The sequence below is a fragment of the Sphingomonas sp. R86520 genome (genome assembly GCF_042466285.1).
Lineage (GTDB): Bacteria > Pseudomonadota > Alphaproteobacteria > Sphingomonadales > Sphingomonadaceae > Sphingomonas.
The window spans coordinates 4,351,962-4,368,947 of sequence record NZ_JAXHBZ010000001.1 but is presented as its reverse complement, the minus strand read 5'-3'; the positions used below and the strand labels follow the sequence as shown (position 1 = coordinate 4,368,947).

General features: G+C 66.6%; 12 protein-coding genes. 8 read left to right on the top strand and 4 right to left on the bottom strand.

From position 1 onward, the window contains the following. Positions 1 to 69 precede the first annotated feature (69 nt). From SJY41_RS20015 to SJY41_RS19995, 5 genes are read left to right on the top strand one after another with little or no spacing between them, the layout of a single operon-like run. Complete coding sequence (locus SJY41_RS20015) at positions 70 to 1,914, top strand: amidohydrolase (RefSeq protein ID WP_380784204.1); 1,845 nt, start codon at positions 70 to 72, stop codon at positions 1,912 to 1,914. A 22-nt stretch (positions 1,915 to 1,936) separates the two neighbouring features. Continuing rightward, the gene (locus SJY41_RS20010) at positions 1,937 to 2,836 is read left to right on the top strand and encodes a VOC family protein (protein WP_380783985.1); all 900 of its coding nucleotides are present in this window, start codon (positions 1,937 to 1,939) and stop codon (positions 2,834 to 2,836) included. 4 nt (positions 2,837 to 2,840) lie between these two features. After that, positions 2,841 to 3,269: a DoxX family protein gene (locus SJY41_RS20005; RefSeq protein WP_380783984.1), complete on the top strand. Its 429-nt coding sequence runs from the start codon at positions 2,841 to 2,843 to the stop codon at positions 3,267 to 3,269. After that, positions 3,250 to 4,659 (top strand): alginate export family protein, encoded by a 1,410-nt coding sequence (locus SJY41_RS20000; protein ID WP_380783982.1) that lies wholly within the window; start codon positions 3,250 to 3,252, stop codon positions 4,657 to 4,659. The genes SJY41_RS20005 and SJY41_RS20000 overlap by 20 nt, the downstream gene beginning before the upstream one ends. 22 nt (positions 4,660 to 4,681) lie before the next feature. Continuing rightward, entirely contained in the window at positions 4,682 to 5,386 is a 705-nt protein-coding gene (locus SJY41_RS19995) for a YoaK family protein (protein WP_380783980.1), read from the top strand. 31 nt (positions 5,387 to 5,417) lie between these two features. Here SJY41_RS19995 and SJY41_RS19990 read toward each other — a convergent pair whose 3' ends face one another. Together SJY41_RS19990 and SJY41_RS19985 are read right to left on the bottom strand one after the other, a co-directional pair. Further along, positions 5,418 to 8,432 carry a glycosyl hydrolase family 28-related protein gene (locus SJY41_RS19990; RefSeq protein WP_380783978.1) on the bottom strand — a complete coding sequence of 1,005 codons (3,015 nt, stop codon included), beginning with the start codon at positions 8,430 to 8,432 and terminating at the stop codon, positions 5,418 to 5,420. 123 nt (positions 8,433 to 8,555) lie between these two features. Then, a complete protein-coding gene (locus tag SJY41_RS19985; RefSeq protein WP_380783976.1) occupies positions 8,556 to 8,831 on the bottom strand; it encodes a helix-turn-helix transcriptional regulator in 276 nt (91 codons plus the stop codon). Positions 8,832 to 9,107: 276 nt separating this feature from the next. Here SJY41_RS19985 and SJY41_RS19980 point away from each other — a divergent pair, with 276 nt between their 5' ends. The 3 genes from SJY41_RS19980 (at position 9,108) to SJY41_RS19970 (ending at position 14,390) form a co-directional block, all read left to right on the top strand. Further along, positions 9,108 to 10,454, top strand: coding sequence for a GntP family permease (locus tag SJY41_RS19980; protein WP_380783974.1), 1,347 nt, complete (start codon positions 9,108 to 9,110; stop codon positions 10,452 to 10,454). Then, positions 10,444 to 11,163, top strand: coding sequence for a FadR/GntR family transcriptional regulator (locus SJY41_RS19975; RefSeq protein WP_380783972.1), 720 nt, complete (start codon positions 10,444 to 10,446; stop codon positions 11,161 to 11,163). Before SJY41_RS19980 ends, SJY41_RS19975 begins: the two co-directional genes overlap by 11 nt. Before the next feature lie 170 nt (positions 11,164 to 11,333). Continuing rightward, positions 11,334 to 14,390 (top strand): TonB-dependent receptor plug domain-containing protein, encoded by a 3,057-nt coding sequence (locus tag SJY41_RS19970; RefSeq protein WP_380783971.1) that lies wholly within the window; start codon positions 11,334 to 11,336, stop codon positions 14,388 to 14,390. 48 nt (positions 14,391 to 14,438) lie between these two features. Here SJY41_RS19970 and SJY41_RS19965 read toward each other — a convergent pair whose 3' ends face one another. Continuing rightward, positions 14,439 to 15,497, bottom strand: coding sequence for an SMP-30/gluconolactonase/LRE family protein (locus tag SJY41_RS19965; RefSeq protein ID WP_380783970.1), 1,059 nt, complete (start codon positions 15,495 to 15,497; stop codon positions 14,439 to 14,441). Next, positions 15,490 to 16,983 carry a tryptophan halogenase family protein gene (locus SJY41_RS19960; protein WP_380783969.1) on the bottom strand — a complete coding sequence of 498 codons (1,494 nt, stop codon included), beginning with the start codon at positions 16,981 to 16,983 and terminating at the stop codon, positions 15,490 to 15,492. The genes SJY41_RS19965 and SJY41_RS19960 overlap by 8 nt, the downstream gene beginning before the upstream one ends. Positions 16,984 to 16,986: the final 3 nt, after the last annotated feature.

Genomic DNA, 16,986 nt, shown 5'->3' with positions numbered 1-16,986 from the left:
CGCGCGACCATTCTCGGCGGGGCGGCGGCAACGCTTGCCCCGCTGCTTGCCGGCAACCGGAGCCCGACAATGTCCGACCTGATACTCGTCAACGCCAAGGTGACGACGCTCGATCGCGAGAACCCCGAGGCGCAGGCCGTGGCGATCCGCGACGGCAAATTCTTCGCAGTCGGCTCGGAAGCCGAAGTCCGCGCGGCCGCGCCCGCCGCGACCGTGATCGACGCAGGCGGGCGGCGGGTCATTCCCGGCCTGATCGACAGCCACATGCACGTCATCCGCGGCGGGCTGAACTACAACATGGAACTCCGTTGGGACGGCGTGCCGAGCCTCGCCGATGCAATGGCGATGCTGAAGCGCCAGGTCGACAAAACGCCGGCGCCGCAATGGGTGCGGGTAGTCGGTGGTTTCACCGAACACCAGTTTGCCGAGAAGCGGCTGCCGACGATCGCCGAACTGAACGCGGTCGCGCCCGATACGCCGGTGTTCATCCTCCACCTCTACGACCGCGCGCTGCTGAACGCGGCAGCGCTGCGCGTCGTCGGCTACGGCAAGGATACGCCCAACCCGCCGGGCGGCGAGATCGTCCGCGATGCGGCGGGCAACCCGACCGGACTCCTGCTCGCGCACCCCAATGCGACGATCCTGTATTCGACGCTCGCCAAGGGACCGAAGCTGCCGCCGGAGTATCAGCTCAACTCCACCCGCCACTTCATGCGCGAGATGAACTCGCTCGGCGTCACCGGCGTGATCGATGCCGGCGGCGGCTTCCAGAACTATCCCGACGATTATGAGATCATCGAGAAGCTGCACGCCGACGACCAGTTGACGCTGCGCATCAGCTACAACCTGTTCACGCAGAAGCCGAAGGAGGAGCTTGCCAACTTCCAGGGCTGGGTGAAGCAGGTCAAGCCGGGCCAGGGCGACGATACATACCGCCATAATGGCGCCGGCGAGATGCTGGTCTATTCCGCCGCCGACTTCGAGGACTTCCGCGTCGAGCGCCCCGATATGCCACCCAGCATGGAGGGCGACCTCGAACCCGTCATCCGTCTGCTTGCCGAGCATAAATGGCCGTGGCGACTGCACGCGACCTACGACCAGACGATCGGCCGCGCGCTTGACGTGTACGAGAAGGTGGCGAAGGACATTCCGTTCGACGGGATCAACTGGTTCTTCGACCATGCCGAGACGATCACCGACCGCAACATCGACCGGATCGCAGCGCTCGGCGGCGGCATCGCGGTCCAGCACCGGATGGCGTATCAGGGCGAGTATTTCGTCGAACGCTACGGCGCCAAGGCCGCCGAGCGGACGCCGCCGATCGCGAAGATGCTCGCCGCCGGGATCCACGTCGGCGCCGGCACCGACGCGACGCGGGTCGCCAGCTACAATCCGTGGGTGTCGCTCAACTGGCTGGTGACCGGCAGGACCGTCGGCGGCCTTGGCCTCTACCCCGGTGCCAACCGCGTCAGCCGCGAAAAGGCGCTGGCGATGTGGACGCACGAGAACACCTGGTTCTCGAACGAGGTCGGCAAGAAGGGGCGGATCAAGGCGGGGCAACTCGCCGATCTTGCGGTGCTCTCGGACGACTATCTGACCGTGCCGGAGACCGACATCCCTCATCTCCGGTCCGTCCTGACGCTGCTCGGCGGCAAGGTGGTGTTCGGCGAAGGCGACTACACACCGCTCGCGCCGTCGCTGCCCAAGCCGATGCCCGACTGGTCGCCTGTCGGGACGTTCGGTGGCTACCACCGCACGCCCGAAGCCGCGGCGAAGCTCGCCGCCGCGTGCGGTTGCGCGAGCGGATGTTCGGTCCACGGCCACGACCATGCGGCGGCGCTCGGCCGCGACGTGCCGGTCGCCGACGTGCAGAGTTTCTGGGGTTCGTTCGGCTGCGGCTGCTGGGCGGTCTGATCATGACTAGCGGAGACCAATCATGAAGCGCCTGAACCTGTTCATCGCCATCGCCCTGCTCGCATCGGTGCCGTCGGCGCCCCTCCTGGCGAGGGACGCACCGGCATCCGCCGACTACGCAGTCGGCACGCAGTACGACACCACCCACGTCTATGTCGCACCCGCGGATTTCGACCGCTTCGTCGCGAGCGTCATCGCGACCTTCGGCGGCACCGCTACCAAGCAGGGCGTGTTCAAGGTGACGCCGACGGCCAGCGAAACCATGTCGCAGCTGGTGCTGACCCCTGCCGGATCGCTGTCGGTGTTCGGGTTCAAGACCCCGATCCCCTACCCGTTCGGTGCGGAACGGAACGGCTACCTCGTCAACGACATGGATGCCGCCGTTGCCGCGGCCACGAAGCACGGCGCGGTGCGGATGGTCACGACCTTCCCCGATCCGATCGGGCGCGACGCGGTCGTGCAATGGCCGGGCGGCGTCGCGATGCAACTCTATTGGCATACCGCCAAGCCGAACTATCCGGCGCTGGTGACGGTCCCCGAAAACCGCATCTACCTGACCGCCGACGTCGCAGACAGTTTCGTCCTGCACTGGCTCGCCTTCTCGAAGGGCAAGGTTACGGCTGACGAGCGGTCGGCGCCCGGAATCGAGATCGGACAGCCCGGCAAGACCTATCGCCGCATCGCGATTACGTCCGGCTATGGCCGGATGACGGTGGCGGTATCCGACGGGCAGATCGGCTGGCCCTATGGCCGCGAGACGACCGGCTACGAGGTGGCCGATCTTCAGGCGACCCTGGCGAAGGCAACGGCGGCAGGCGTCGAAACACTGGTTGCCCCGCAGACCTATGGCGGTCGGCAGTCGGCCATGGTCCGCTTTCCCGGCGGCTACATCGCCGAGATCCACGCGCCGACGGGTCACTGACGCCGTGAACGCGCATGCCGATCCCCGCTTCGTCGACACGATACTCGACTGGCGCTGGACGGGGTTCATCGCCCGGTTTGCGCTGGTCGGCGCCTACCTGCTCGGCGGCGTGGTAAAGGCGACGGACTGGCCAAGCGCCGTCGCCGAGCAGGCGCATTTCGGCATGGCACCGCCCGCCCTGTGGGCGGCGCTGACCATCGCCGTGGAGATCGTCGGCCCGCTTCTCATTCTCACCGGTCGCTACGTCTGGTTCGGCGCCGGGATGCTCGGCGTCTTCACACTGCTCGCCGCCTTCACGGCGAACGCCTTCTGGTCGATGCCGGTGGGGCCCGAACGCTTCATGGCGACGAATGCGTTCGTCGAGCATCTCGGCCTCATCGGCGGCTTCGTCCTCGCCGCCATGGTCGCGGAGCATGAAAACCGGCGTGCGTAGGCTGGCGCTGCTGGCTGTGGCGCTCACGGGCCGCGCTCAGGCTCAGGCGCAGGCGACGGAAGCCTGGCAGCCACCGACGCTGACGATCACGCGCTACGACGAGGATTGGCGTGCCGACGCGGATGCCATCGATCGTGCGACGAGCTGGACAAACCGGTTCAAGTACATCCCAATCTCACCCGACGCGTACCTGACGACCGGCATTGAACTGCGCGCCCGCAACGAGGCGTACGAGGACACTCTCTGGGGCGGCGGTCCTGCTCCCGATGACGGCTATCTCTGGCTCCGCGCCGTGCCGTACGCCGACCTCCATGTCGGGCGCGTACGCGGGTTCGTCCAGCCGATCGCCGCGTACGCGGTAGGTGTGTCACCCTCGGCGAGCCCGGTCGACCAGACCCGCGTCGACCTCTTGCAAGGCTTTGTCGACGTTCGACTGGGCGCCGCCGCGACCAACGCGGTGGACGATACGGGCGTGACGATGCGCGCGGGCCGCCAGATGATCTCTCTCGGCAGCGAACGGCTGATCGGCACCCGCTACGGACCGAACGTTCCGCTAGCTTTCGACGGGCTCCGGTCGCTCATATCCCTGAACGGCGCGACCGTCAGCCTGCTGGCCGTCCGCCCGGTTCGACCCGGCAGCGGAACGCTCGACGATCGGCGCTCGCGGAGCAAGTCGCTATGGGCTGCCTATGCCACCATCGGCAACGGCGACGCCGGGCTCGACCTATACTATATCGGCTATCGCAACACGGCGGCGGTCTTCAGTCCGCGTGCAGGACGCGAGGTGCGCCACAGTATCGGCGCTCGGTCGTTCGGCACGGCTGCGGACTGGCACTGGAACGTCGAGGGCATCGCGCAGTTCGGCCGGTTCGCCGGCGGTCCGATCGCGGCGTGGACGCTCGGTACCGAAGTCGGGCGCCGCTTCCCGGACGCGCCGCTCGCGCCAGACGCCGTCCTGCGGTTCAACGTGGTGAGCGGCGACCGCCACCGCGACGACGACCGCCTCGGCACGTTCAACGCGCTGTTCCCCAAGGGCAAGTATTTCGGTGAGCTGTCGCCGGTCGGTCCGACCAACATCGTCAGCGTCAATCCTCGCGTCGCAATGACTCTGACGAGGACGGTGTCCGCCAGCATCGCGGGTGCAGCGTACTGGCGCTACTCGCTCAGCGACGGCGTGTACGACATCCCCGGCAACCTCATTCGCGCCCCCGGCACCTCGCGAGCACGGTTCATCGGCAAGGAGGCGGAGGCGACGCTCGCCTGGCAGGCGACGCCGGAACTCGAACTTTCGACCTCGCTGTCGGCGTTCCCGCCCGGCCAGTTCATTCGCGACACCGGGTCCGGAAAAACGATCACGATGCTCGGACTGGAAAGCAATTTCCGGTTCTGAGCGCTAGCAAACTGGAATGACCATGACCAATGCCACCGCTGTACCGTTCGACCCGCGCGTACCGCTGCTGCTGCTGCTGTCGGTCACGACGGGCCTTGTCGATGCCGCCAGCGTCCTGGGTCTGGGCAAAGTGTTCACCGCGAACATGACCGGCAACGTGGTGTTCCTGGGTTTTGCCGCCGCAGGAACGCCAGGGTTCAAGGTCCTGCCGTTCATCGCCGCAATCGCGAGCTTCCTGGTCGGAGCGCTAATCTCGGGCCGCTTGGGCAAGGCGAGCGTGGGACAGACCGAACGACGCTGGTTGCTGATCTCCGCGGTCGTGGAGGCGGCGCTGCTTTGGGCGGCCGCTATCGTCGCCATCGATTTCGACGTTGCGACACAGGCGCCGCAAGCGCGACTGTTCGCGATCATCGCCCTCACCGGCATCGCGATGGGCTATCGCAACGGCACGATCCGCCAGCTGAAAGTGGCTGATCTGACCACCACCGTGCTGACCATGACGCTGACCGGCCTGGGCGCCGACTCGAGCATAGCAGGCGGCGCGAACACCAACTGGCGACGGCGGGTCGCTGCCGTCGTGGCGATCTTTGCGGGGGCGGCGCTCGGCGCGTGGTTGCTGGTCAAGATGGGCCTCGTCGCGCCGCTGGCGATCGCTGGCGTGCTGGTGCTCTTCGGAACGCTCGCGTGCGCGTGGCATCCCGCGACCCTGCGGAAGGTCGCGGGATGAGCGGGGCCGGCCTAACACCCGGCGCCCCTTCTCACAGCCCCGTGGCGTACAGCGCGTGGTGGGTGAGAATGAACAGCGTGCGATGGTCTGCGCCGCCGATCACGAGTTGCAACGGTCGGTCGGGAACGTCGATCCGGCGATCGAGCGTCCCGTCCGGGCGATAGACGAAGACCTGGCCATTGGCGACGTAGAGGTTGCCGGCGGCATCGCGCGCGACGCTTTCCCCACCGCGCGGGGCGACGACCTTCAGGTCGGTTACCCGGCCATTCTCGCCGACCAGGCCGCTGTACGTGCGATCCTCCGACGCGTTGGTCAGGACGACGCGCTCACCAGGCGCTGCCGCGACAAAGCCATAGGCATCGAGCGTATCCGACCACCGCCACCCCTGGTGATCATTGGCTCCCTGGTTCCAGACACGGAACGCCGGCAGCACCAGCGAGCCGTCCGGCGACACATATTCCTGCGCCTTCGCCTCGCCCATCTTGCCGGTGAAGAAGTCAGGCAAGGTCGGGTATCGATACGTGGCCGGATCGATCCGGTCCGCGAATTCGCCGTTTGCCCAGACGTTCACCGGCAGCACCGTAGCTGCATTGCGCCGGGCGCGAGCGGGCGTAGGGTCGATCACCTTGACCTCGGCCGGCTTGGTCGGATCGATACTGAAGACCGTCCCGTCGCGCCCTGCCGATGACAGTATCAGCAGATCGCCGGATCGATCGACCGCGAGGTTGACCGCATCGAGCGGCGCGTCGGCGACGATCGAAAGTCCTTCGGTCTTCGACCAACCATGAATCCGCTGAAACTGCCGGTCGATGAAGTACAGCTTGCCCTGCGCATCGACCGCGCCGCCGGCGATCGAATAGAACCCGTCCGCCAGCTTTTCGACGCCCGCAGTAACCGGTATTGCCGACCGGGCCGCGGTCGCCGCTACCGCCGGGATGTCGAGCTTGGCGAATTCGAGTTCGCGCACCGCCTGGCCGCGGGTCATGTCCTTGATCGCGTTCTCGAACGGATATTTGCTCGCACGGAGATACGTGCCGCAGCCCTTGGCATCGCAGCTGGCGAACCCGCTTTCGGCGTTCACGTGCACGTTGCGGAAGCGGATCTCGCCCGAATTGTAGAGTTTCACCGCGGCGTCCATCGGCTTGATCGAACGCGTCACGCGGTAGCTGTGGTAATTCGCGAACAGGATGTTGCGTGAATTGCGGATCTCGGTCGAGATCGCGTCGACGCCGTCGCGGACCTCCTGCTCGGTCTGCGGCGCCAGGAATTCCCAGTTTTCGACATGGTCGAGGACGATTTCGCTGCGGTAGTGATGTTCAGCGGAGAGTTCGTAGACGTGGCCGGGGGTCCTGGTGTTCGAGACGTAGAAGCCGGTCGAGGCCAGGGTGTTCGGCGACCAGAGTGCGGCGAACGTGCCGCCGCCGCCATCGGTGACCCAGATGCTGGGATGCTGGCCGTCGAAGCGCGCGCGCGGATCGCCGAAGCCGATCGGGCTGCCCTTGGTCAGCACGGTGCCGCCACCGCCCTGGATCTTGACGTCGTTGACCATCGACGCCTCGCCGGCACGCCACAACAGCGCGGTCGCGCGCGGGTTGACGCCGCCGGTCCACAGCCCGAGGCCGGAGACGATCGCATTGCCGCCCTTCGCACTCTGCAACAATGCCTTCGGGCCGCCGACGCCCATGTACGCAGGGGTCTCGTCGGGCAGATACAGATGCGTGAGGCTGGGGTGCAGCGAGATCAGGACGCTGTCGGGGCGGAGCTTCAGCGTATCGGTGACGCGGTATCGCCCGACCGGCAGATACAGCACGCGGTGCGTGTCGATCGCGCGCTGCAAGGCCGCGGTGTCGTCGGTCGTGTCGTCGCCCTTCACGCCGAGATCGTGAACGTTCGCCCACTCGCGAACAGCCGGCATCGCGCGGATGGCCGGCGTGCGTCGCGCGGGCAGGCGCGCGAGCGGCGCCATCGTGATGTCGGTCGCGTAGTCGCCGATCGTGCCGAGGCCGGCCAGCTTCAGCCCGTAGGAAAAATCGCTGACCCGGTAGCTGGTCCCCGCCCCTGCCACGATCTTCCCGCTGTCGCGGAAACGGACGAAGGTCGGGGTGTTCGACGCCACCGCATTGTCGAAGCCGATCTGGGTGAAGACGCTGTTCTCCGCGGACACGATCACGCCCGCCTGCGACACGTTCTCGAACCGGACGTCCTTGCCCCAGAGCGAGTCGGAATAGCCGCGGTCGATTTCGATCCCGACCGGCGTGTCGCGGATCGCGACGTTGACGAGCGTCAGGTCGACCTCATGTTCGCGGATCGCCGCGTCGCGCTGTCCCTGGAACTCGGAGTCGAGCAGCGTGAACTGCCAGGCCGGCGATGTCTTCTCCGACATGAGGCCATAGCGGCCGCCGAAGAACCGCAGATCTTCGAACTCGTTGCCCGCCTGATAGACCCCCGCGAGCCCTGAACCGATGTGGAAGTCGATATGTCGCAGATAGCCGTGCTGCGCGACGCGGAAGCGGACCGCGACCGCGCCGGCATTGCCCGTGCCGATCCGGAAATCGACGTTCGACAGCGCGGAATAGAAGGTGCTCGACGTCGCGTCGAAGATGGCCGGGTCGAACGGCACGCTGGTACGTGGCGGCACGGGTGCCTTGCCGACGCGATACTGGTCTTCGCCGGTGAAGCTGACCATTGCCGCGACGCCCGAGGCGTAGCCCGCACTGTTGTCGCCGAGCACGATCTCGGGACGGGTCGGGCCGACGCCGAAGATGCGGACGGCCGAGCGGACGAAAATCGTCCGGCTGATCCGGTAGCGACCCGAAGGCAGGAACACGACGCCGCCATGGCCACCCACCGCCGCCGCATCGATCGCCTGCTGGAGTGCCGCGCTGTCGTCCGCGCGTCCGTCGCCGACACCCTTGACGGTGATCGCGCGCGGATCGGCGGGTTGGCTCAGATAGACCGAAACGGACTTCGTTGGCGGCGCGGTTTTCGCGACCGCAGGGCTGGCGACCAGCAGCGCCGTTCCGCAGAGCAGCCATTGCGCAACCATCATCCGTCTCCCGTTATCAGGACAGCAGTCCTACCGTTCGGCGGCGCCCGCTTCATCTGCGACGATGGTCGTATCTTGGGGGCCGTTCTGATCCTCACCACCGGGGGGAGGATCCGGGGGGCGTCAGATCGCCAGCGACTGCGCCATGATCGCCGCCTGCGTGCGGTTGCGGACGTTGAGCTTGCGCATCAACGCGGTCATGTGGACCTTCACGGTGGCTTCCGCGATGCCGAGATCGAACGCGATCTGCTTGTTCAGCAGTCCCGAATGGACGCCGCGCAAAACCCTGATCTGTGTCGGCGTCAACCCGGCGCGCGTGGCACTACTCGTCGCCGCTGCTGCCGCCGGCGCCGATGTCGCGGGCTGCCGCGTCTCAGGTCCGATCCCTTCCATGGTCATCCTCCTCTGCTTCGACCAGGTTTGCCGCGGATCGTTACCGTGACGTCATGGTTCGAGCTGTTGATCCTGTGATCCGTTATCCGGATTCGGTTGGACAGGTCTGGACTATGCCCCCTGGATTTACTGGCAATCAAGCCTTTTTTGTTGTCAGATCGAAAAGACCTGTCGTACAGATATGTGATTGCACCAGCAGGCGAAGGCGCCGCTGGACCGATAGGAGGGGCGTTTGATGCCACGAGCACTGGATCGTTCCGGACGATCGCGAGCAGCGCGCCGATGATCGGTAGCGACATGAGGCTGGTGATCGCCGCGGTGTCAGGAATCCTGCTCGCCGTGCTGATGATCGTCCGCGGACGGCTTCACCCCTTTATCGGCCTGTTGTGCGGCGCGTTCACCGTCGGACTGCTCGCCGGGCTTCCGCTGCCCGACGTCGCCAAGGCGGTACAGAAAGGTGTCGGCGACATTGTCGGCGGCACCGGACTGGTGGTCGCGCTCGGTCTCTCGCTCGGCGCGATGCTGCACCTGTCGGGCGCCGCCGCGTCGCTGGCAAAGGGCGCCCTCCGGTTGACGGGCGCGCGCGCCGCGCCGTGGGCGACGCTGGGCATCGCGATCGTCGTCGGACTGCCGCTGTTCTTCGAAACCGGCCTCGTGCTGTTGCTGCCGATCGTCGTCGCGGCGGCGGAGGAGATGACCGGCAAGGACGGTGCCGCGCGCGATGCCGCCAAGTTGCGCCTCATCATGCCGGCGCTGGCCGGGCTGGGCGTGGTCCACGCGCTCGTCCCGCCGCATCCCGGGCCCTTGCTCGCCGTCGAGGCACTTGGCGCAAATCTCGGCCTGACGATGGTCTACGGCATCCTGATCGCGATCCCGACCGCGATCATCGCCGGACCGTTGCTGGCAATGGTCACGACGCGCGGCGTGCGGCTCGCCTCGCCGATCATTACCGACACCGGCCTCTCGATCGCACCGCCGAAGCGGCGGCTGTCGCTGCTGATCGTGCTGCTCCCGGTGATGATGATCGCGACCGGCGAACTGGGCCAGATGGTGCCGGGGATGAAGGGAACGGCATGGCTGGTTGCGGCGAGCAACCCGGTGATCGCGTTGCTGCTGACCAACCTGCTCGCACTGCCGCTGCTGTTCGGGCGACGGCTGCGCGAGGAGGCGATCCAGCATGCGGTGTGGCACGAGACGATGGGTGCGGCAGGCGCGATCCTGCTCGCCATCGGTGCGGGCGGTGCGCTGAAGCAAGTGCTGGTGACCGCAGGCCTGTCCGATCTGCTCGCGCGAACCGTGCTGATGTACGCGATCTCGCCGTTGCTGCTCGGGTGGCTCGTCGCCGTGGCGATCAGGCTAGCCGCGGGCTCGGCGACGGTCGCGACGATCACCGCGGTCGGGATCATGCCCGGCGTCGTCGCAAGCTCGGGCGTGTCGCCGGAACTGGTGGTGCTGGCGATCGGCGCGGGATCGGTATTCTTCAGCCACGTCAACGATCCGGGCTTCTGGCTGGTGAAGAGCTATGTCGGCACGAGCACGGCCGACACGTTCCGTACCTGGTCGCTGCTCGAAACCACGATCTCCGTGGTCGGCCTCGGCCTCGTGATGGTGCTCAGCCATGTCGTCTGACCACGTCCCAGAACCGCCCGAACGAGCGTCCGCGAACGAGGGGCGGCTGGCGGATCGCGCCTATACCGGCATCGTCCAGATCATCATCGACGAGCAGCTCGCGATCGGTGACCGCCTGCCCTCGGAAATGCGGCTGGCGGCCAATTTCGGCATGTCGCGGACGATCGTGCGGGAGGCGCTGGCGAGGCTGGCGTCGGACGGCATCACCCAGGCCCGGCTCGGCGCGGGATCCTACGTCAAGCGGCGCCCGTCCGAACGGCTCGGATCGCACATGCCGATGGACGCCCTGGCGACGACGCTGGGCACGTACGAGGTGCGCTTCGTGCTCGAGGCGGAAGCAGCGAGACTCGCGGCGCAGCGGCGGTCGAACCGGCAACTCGACGCCATCGAGGAGGCGCTGGAGGCGCTGCGCACCGCTCTGCTGTCCAACGCGCCCGCGCACGACGAGGACTGGGTGCTCCACCGTGCGATTGCGGAGGCGACCTCCAACGCGGCGTTCCTGCCCGTCTTTGATCACCTGCGGGAAGAAGTGATGCAGATCCTCCGCGCGGGCGTGGACATCTCCCGGTCACGCGCGCCGGACGTCATCAAGGCGATGATGGAAGAACACGACGCGATCGTCGACGCGATCCGCGCGCAGGACGCGGACGGCGCAGCGCTGGCGATGCGCTGGCATCTGTCGCAGGGGCGCAAACGCCTGATGCCGTGACCCGCGCGCGATGTCCGGCTGCGGCCATCCCGCGCGACGCACGCTTCCCTGCCCCGCCTGCGACCATGGTCGTAGATGCTCTGCCGACCGGCATCCGGTAGAGACGCCTTAGAAACGACACGTCGCCAAGCCGGACACACGGCACGCGCCACGTGCAACTAGGGGATGGAATGATGCACAAGGCGCGCGATCGGCAGAGTGTCGGAAACTTCCGCGGTACCGCTACCAGTTTGGCCGTGCTCGCGACGGCGCTGCTGTGCTCGCCCGCGATCGGCCAGACGGCGCCACCTGCAGCATCCGTACAGGACGCGCCGGCATCGACTCCCGCGGCCGATCCCGCCGCGTCCGACCAGACGCTCGCTCCGGAGGCCACGCCGCCAGGTCTTGGTATCGACGACCGGGCCGCGACCACGGCGAACGACATCGTCGTCACCGGCACGCGGATCACGTCGAGCGGCTTCAACGCGCCGACGCCGACGACCGTGATCGGCGAGGAGCAGATCCTCAAGAACGCGCAGCCCAACATCTTCACCACGGTGTCACAGCTGCCCTCGCTGCAGGGGTCGACCGGCGCCAGCACCGGGACGTTCAGCACGTCGAGCGGATCGCAGGGGCTCAGCTCGTTCTCGCTGCGTGGGCTCGGCACGATCCGCACCCTGACGTTGCTCGACGGCCAGCGCGTCGTCGGTGCGAACGTCACCGGCGTGCCCGACATCAGCCAGTTCCCGCAGCTGCTGATTAAGCGCGTCGACATCGTCACCGGCGGCGCGTCTGCTTCCTATGGGTCGGACGCAGTAGGCGGCGTCATCAACTTCATCACCGACACGCGGTTCACCGGGTTCAAGGCCAACGTCCAGACCGGGATCACCACCTATGGCGACGACGGCCAGGTGCTCGTGCAGGCCGCGGTCGGCAAGAGCTTTGCCAACGACAAGCTGCACCTCATCCTCAGCGGCGAATATGCCAAGGAGCAAGGCGTCGGCCCCGGCAACTTCGGTGAAGACCTGGCAGGGAGCCGCGACTGGTATCGAGCCTCGACGTTGGTCGACACCGGCATCCGCAACAACGGCTCCCCGCAGTTCCTCTACCGCGACCACGCCCAAGCATATCAATACACGAAATACGGCCTGATCAGCGCGGGGCCGCTCCAGGGCACCGCGTTCGACGCGAACGGCCAGCCCTTCGCGTTCAATTACGGCTCGAACGGCACCCCGGCCAAGAACGCGGCCGGCAACGTCAACGGCTGTTATGTCGGCTTCTGCGTCGGCGGCGATCAGTCCGGGCATGTCGGCTCGGGCACGTCGCTGCAGTCCGCGGTCCAGCGCCTCAACGGCTATACCCGCATCGGCTATGACGTGACCCCGGACATGGAGGTGTATGTCACCGCCAACGTCGCGCAGGTTAAGACCCACAACCAGCCGAACCCGGGCGCCGCCAAGACCGGCCTGACGATCCAGTGCGCAAACCCGTATCTGCCCACGTCGATCGCCGCGGCCTGTGCGGCGAACGGCATCACGCAATTCCAGTACGGCGTGAGCAACGCGATCCTGCCCAGCATCCAGGTCAACACCGATCGTCGCCAGTATCGCTTCGTCGGCGGTATCAAGGGCAAGGCCGACCTGCTCGGTACGAACTGGACCTACGACGCGTCGTACGAACACGGCATCAACATCACCGATATCAACGTCGACAATGTCAGCCTGAACAATCGCTACAGCCAGGCGATCAACGCGACCCGGATCAATGGCCAGATCGTCTGCGCCGACCCGATCGCGCGGGCGACCGGGTGCCAGCCGATCAACATCTTCGGCAGCACGACGCCGTCTGCCGGCGCGCTCGCCTACATCGTCCCCGCGGCGGGGCCCTTCCAGCACACCAAGCAGACGCAGGATGCCGCCGCCGGCAGCATCTCGGGCGAACCGATCAATTTGTGGGCAGGTCCGCTCGCGGTCGCTGCGGGTATCGAGTACCGCCGCGAATTCTACCGGGTGAATGCCGACCCCTACGGCGCCGGCGCCTCCGCCATCAGCCCGTATTCAGCGCTGTACCCGGCCGACCCGTATCTGAACTCGGCGGTCGGCAGCAACTGGTACGCGGGCAACTACAAGAACGGCCGCGGCAAATATAACGTCCTCGAGAGCTTCCTCGAGCTGAACCTGCCGATCCTCAATTCCGACACGCTGGGTCGCGCCAACGTGAACGCGGCCGGACGCGCCACGCGCTATTCGACGTCGGGCGTCGTCTATGCATGGAAGGTCGGCGGCACGTGGGAGACGCCGATCGACGGTATCCGCCTTCGTGCGGTCACGTCGCGCGACGTCCGCGCACCGAACTTGTCGGAACTGTTCGCGGCGCCGACCACGACGACCGTACCGAACTTCACCGATCCGTTCCGCAATACGCAAGTGCTGATCATCCAGAACTCGATCGGCAATCCGGCACTGCGGCCCGAGATCGCACGCAGCACCGAAGCCGGGATCGTCCTGGCCCGGCCGAAATGGCTGCCGGGGCTCAGCCTGTCGTTCGACTATTACAACATCAAGCTGAACGACGTCGTCTCCAGCCTGTCGGCGGCGCAGATCGTCAATCTGTGCTTCCAGGGAAATACCGAGACCTGCGGCGCCTTCAACCTGCAGAACACCGCCGGACCGAACTTCGTCAACGTCCAGGCGTTCAACCTCGCGTCGATCAAGACCGACGGGTTCGATATCGAGGCGAGCTATCAATGGCGCAAGCCGCTCGGGATCGACGGCAATCTGACGGTACGCGCTCTGGCCACGCACGTGATGAAGTTCGTCACCGATCCCGGCCTGCCGGGAACGATCCCGGTCGACTCGGCTGGTGCCAACACCGGCGGCACGCCCAACTGGAAATGGCTCGCCACGCAGAGCTACGACAACGACGCGTTCAGCATCACGTTGCAGCAGCGCTGGTTCAGCGATGGCGTGTTCGGCAACCAATATGTCGTGTGCTCGGCCGGCACCTGCCCCGTATCGACCAGCAACAACCCGACGATCGACTATAACAAGATGAAGGGCGCGTTCTACTTCGACATCGGCGGCGCATTGAACGTCACGAAGCAGGTCAGCATGTTCTTCAAGGTCGACAATCTGTTCGATCACGATCCCGAGGCATCGCCGCAGACCAACACCGGTCTCGACGTCAACCCGGCGCTGTACGACACGCTCGGCCGCTTCTACCGGATCGGTGTCCGCGCTCGGTTCTGACGATCGCCCCCCGGCGGCATCCGCTGCCGGGGGAACGTGTCGATCAGGTCAGCCCTGCCACCCTGCGCGTAGCGGCAGGCGGAGGACACGGTCGCTGGCGGTCATGTACAACGCCCGGCCCTGCTCGCCGAACGCACAGTTTGCGATCGGTGTGCCGGTTGAGATCAGTCCCAGCGGCTCGGCCTCGGGCGTCATCATCATCATGCCGCCGGGTACCGAACAGACCAGAGTACCATCGCGCGCGACCTTCATCCCGTCGGTCAGCCCTGCCCCGCCGCCCGCTTTCAACGGCTTGGCGTCGAACAGCATCTTGGCGTCGCGCAGCCGCCCCGTCGCATCGAGGTCGTAGGCCATGATCCGTGGCGCGACGTCGTCGGACACCGAGACGTAGAGCCGCCTTTCATCCGGCGACAAGGCGATACCGTTGGGTCGCGTCAGACTCCCGTCCAACAGCTCGACGGCACTACCCGGCTTCCAGCGATAGACACCGTTCACCGCGGTTTCCTTGAGCGAAGACGCGTCGCCGTCTGCCAACCCGTAGGGCGGATCGGTGAAATAGATCGTGCCGTCGCGCGCGACATGCAGGTCGTTGGGGCTGTTAAAGCGCTTTCCCTGATAGCGATCGACCAGCACCTCGCGGCGGCGCGTGCCGAGGTCGAACCGGTCGATCGAGCGTCCGCCGCTGTTCGCGATCAACAGCCTGCCCGTGCGGTCGAGCGCGAGGCCATTCGCGCCGGGCTCGCGGATACGCGTCGGATCGGTGCCCGCGGCCCCCGATGGCTCGAGGAACGTCGCCGCGCCTTCCCCCTTGCGCCAGCGCCGCACGATATTGGCCGGCGGATCGGCGAACAGCAGATACTGCCCGGCCTCGACCCACACCGGCCCCTCTGCCCAGCGGATCCCGGTCGCGATCACCGTGACCCGAGCGCCCGGCGCAACCATGCGGTCAAACGCCGGTGCCATGCGGTGGATGCGAGGCTCCGTCGGCGTCCCCGCCCTTTCATCGGCACGACCACCTGCAAAGGCCGGAGCGGCCAACGTCGCCATTGCCCCGAACAGGATCTCGCGACGACCCGGCCGGAAGCGCCCACGCGGATCGTCAAACATCGGCGGGACAATAGGTACGCAGGAAGTCCTGATGCGTCGGCAGGACCGCGACCTGCCTGGCGACGCTCTCCTTCATGTCCTGCATGACCTGGCGAAGGCGCGGCTGCCCCATGATCTGCCCCATGCGGTGATGCTGGCGTGGCGACAGGCGCTGGCCGGTCATCACCTGCGCCCAGGAATCGACGCGGAAGATCTCCTCGCCCTCCTGGTATGCCATGCCGCTATCCCGGAACAACGCGATGCGCTCGCGCAGGGTCTCGGGTATCTCCATCGTCCGGCACCCATCCCAGAATGCGGTGTCGTCGCGCTCGGTCAGCACATAGTGCAGCACGATGAAGTCGCGAATCCGCTCGATATCGGCTGCGGCCTGATCGTTGAACCGCCTGGCGGTCGCCGCGGTGCTACCGCCGAACGGGAACACCTGGAGCAAGCGCGTGATGCCAATCATCGCGAGGTGGATCGCGGTGGACTCGAGCGGCTCCACGAAGCCGCCGGCCAACCCGAGCGCGACGCAGTTGCCGCGCCAGACATCCTGGCGGCGCCCAGGCTGGAAGCGGATCAGGCGCGGATCGAACAGGACTTCGCCTTCGACCTCCGCAAGCAATTGCGCGCGTGCTTCGTCGGCGGAGAGATGGCGACTATCGTACACCAGTCCGTTGCCGACGCGGTGCTGCAGCGGAATCTGCCAGCGCCACCCTGCACCGTGCGCGATCGCACGCGTGTACGGCACTGCCGGCCCGACCGACCGCGTCTGCGTGACGACCGCGCTGTCGGTCGGCAGCCAGTGTCGCCAATTTTCGAATGGCGATCCCAGCGTCTGCCCGATCAGCAGCGCGCGGAACCCGGTGCAGTCGATGAACAGATCGCCCTCGATCCGCTCCCCCGACCGCAGCACCAGCGCGGCGATGTCGCCGCTCTCGCCGTCCTGTTCGACCCGGTCGATAAACCCTTCGATCCGGCGCGCACCTGCGCCTTCGGCAAGCGTGCGCAGATGGCGCGCATAGCGACCGGCGTCGAGATGATAGGCATAGCTCAGCTCCGGCCCGTTGCCGCCGGTCGCGAACCGCCCCGCCTTGGCCGCCTGGAGTTCGAGGCAATAGTCGCCAAGGTCGCCGCCAAAGCCATCTTCGCGTGCCTGTAGCCAGAAATGGTGGAACGCGCCCATCCAGGTCGACTGGCCGGTTTCGCCGAACGCGTGGATGTAGCGATCGCCGATCCGCGCCCAGTTCTCGAACGAAATACCGAGTTTGAAGGTGGCGCCGGTCTCCGCCATGAATCGCTGTTCGTCGATCCCGATCAGCCGGTGGAACGCGCGGGCCGTGGGGATGGTCGACTCACCGACGCCGATCGTGCCGATCTCCTCGGATTCGACCAGCGTGACGTCGACCAGCGCGCCGAGTTGCTGCGACAGCGCCGCCGCGGCGAGCCAGCCGGTCGTGCCGCCACCGGCGATCACGACGCGATTGCGCTTCGGTGTGTCCGTCATGGC

Coding starts and splice junctions, on each gene's coding strand:
- SJY41_RS20015 (WP_380784204.1), top strand. CDS start 70: ATGTCCGACCTGATACTCGTCAACGCCAAGGTGACGACGCTCGATCGC.
- SJY41_RS20010 (WP_380783985.1), top strand. CDS start 1,937: ATGAAGCGCCTGAACCTGTTCATCGCCATCGCCCTGCTCGCATCGGTG.
- SJY41_RS20000 (WP_380783982.1), top strand. CDS start 3,250: ATGAAAACCGGCGTGCGTAGGCTGGCGCTGCTGGCTGTGGCGCTCACG.
- SJY41_RS19995 (WP_380783980.1), top strand. CDS start 4,682: ATGACCAATGCCACCGCTGTACCGTTCGACCCGCGCGTACCGCTGCTG.
- SJY41_RS19990 (WP_380783978.1), bottom strand. CDS start 8,432: ATGGTTGCGCAATGGCTGCTCTGCGGAACGGCGCTGCTGGTCGCCAGC.
- SJY41_RS19985 (WP_380783976.1), bottom strand. CDS start 8,831: ATGACCATGGAAGGGATCGGACCTGAGACGCGGCAGCCCGCGACATCG.
- SJY41_RS19980 (WP_380783974.1), top strand. CDS start 9,108: ATGATCGGTAGCGACATGAGGCTGGTGATCGCCGCGGTGTCAGGAATC.
- SJY41_RS19975 (WP_380783972.1), top strand. CDS start 10,444: ATGTCGTCTGACCACGTCCCAGAACCGCCCGAACGAGCGTCCGCGAAC.
- SJY41_RS19970 (WP_380783971.1), top strand. CDS start 11,334: ATGATGCACAAGGCGCGCGATCGGCAGAGTGTCGGAAACTTCCGCGGT.
- SJY41_RS19965 (WP_380783970.1), bottom strand. CDS start 15,497: ATGTTTGACGATCCGCGTGGGCGCTTCCGGCCGGGTCGTCGCGAGATC.
- SJY41_RS19960 (WP_380783969.1), bottom strand. CDS start 16,983: ATGACGGACACACCGAAGCGCAATCGCGTCGTGATCGCCGGTGGCGGC.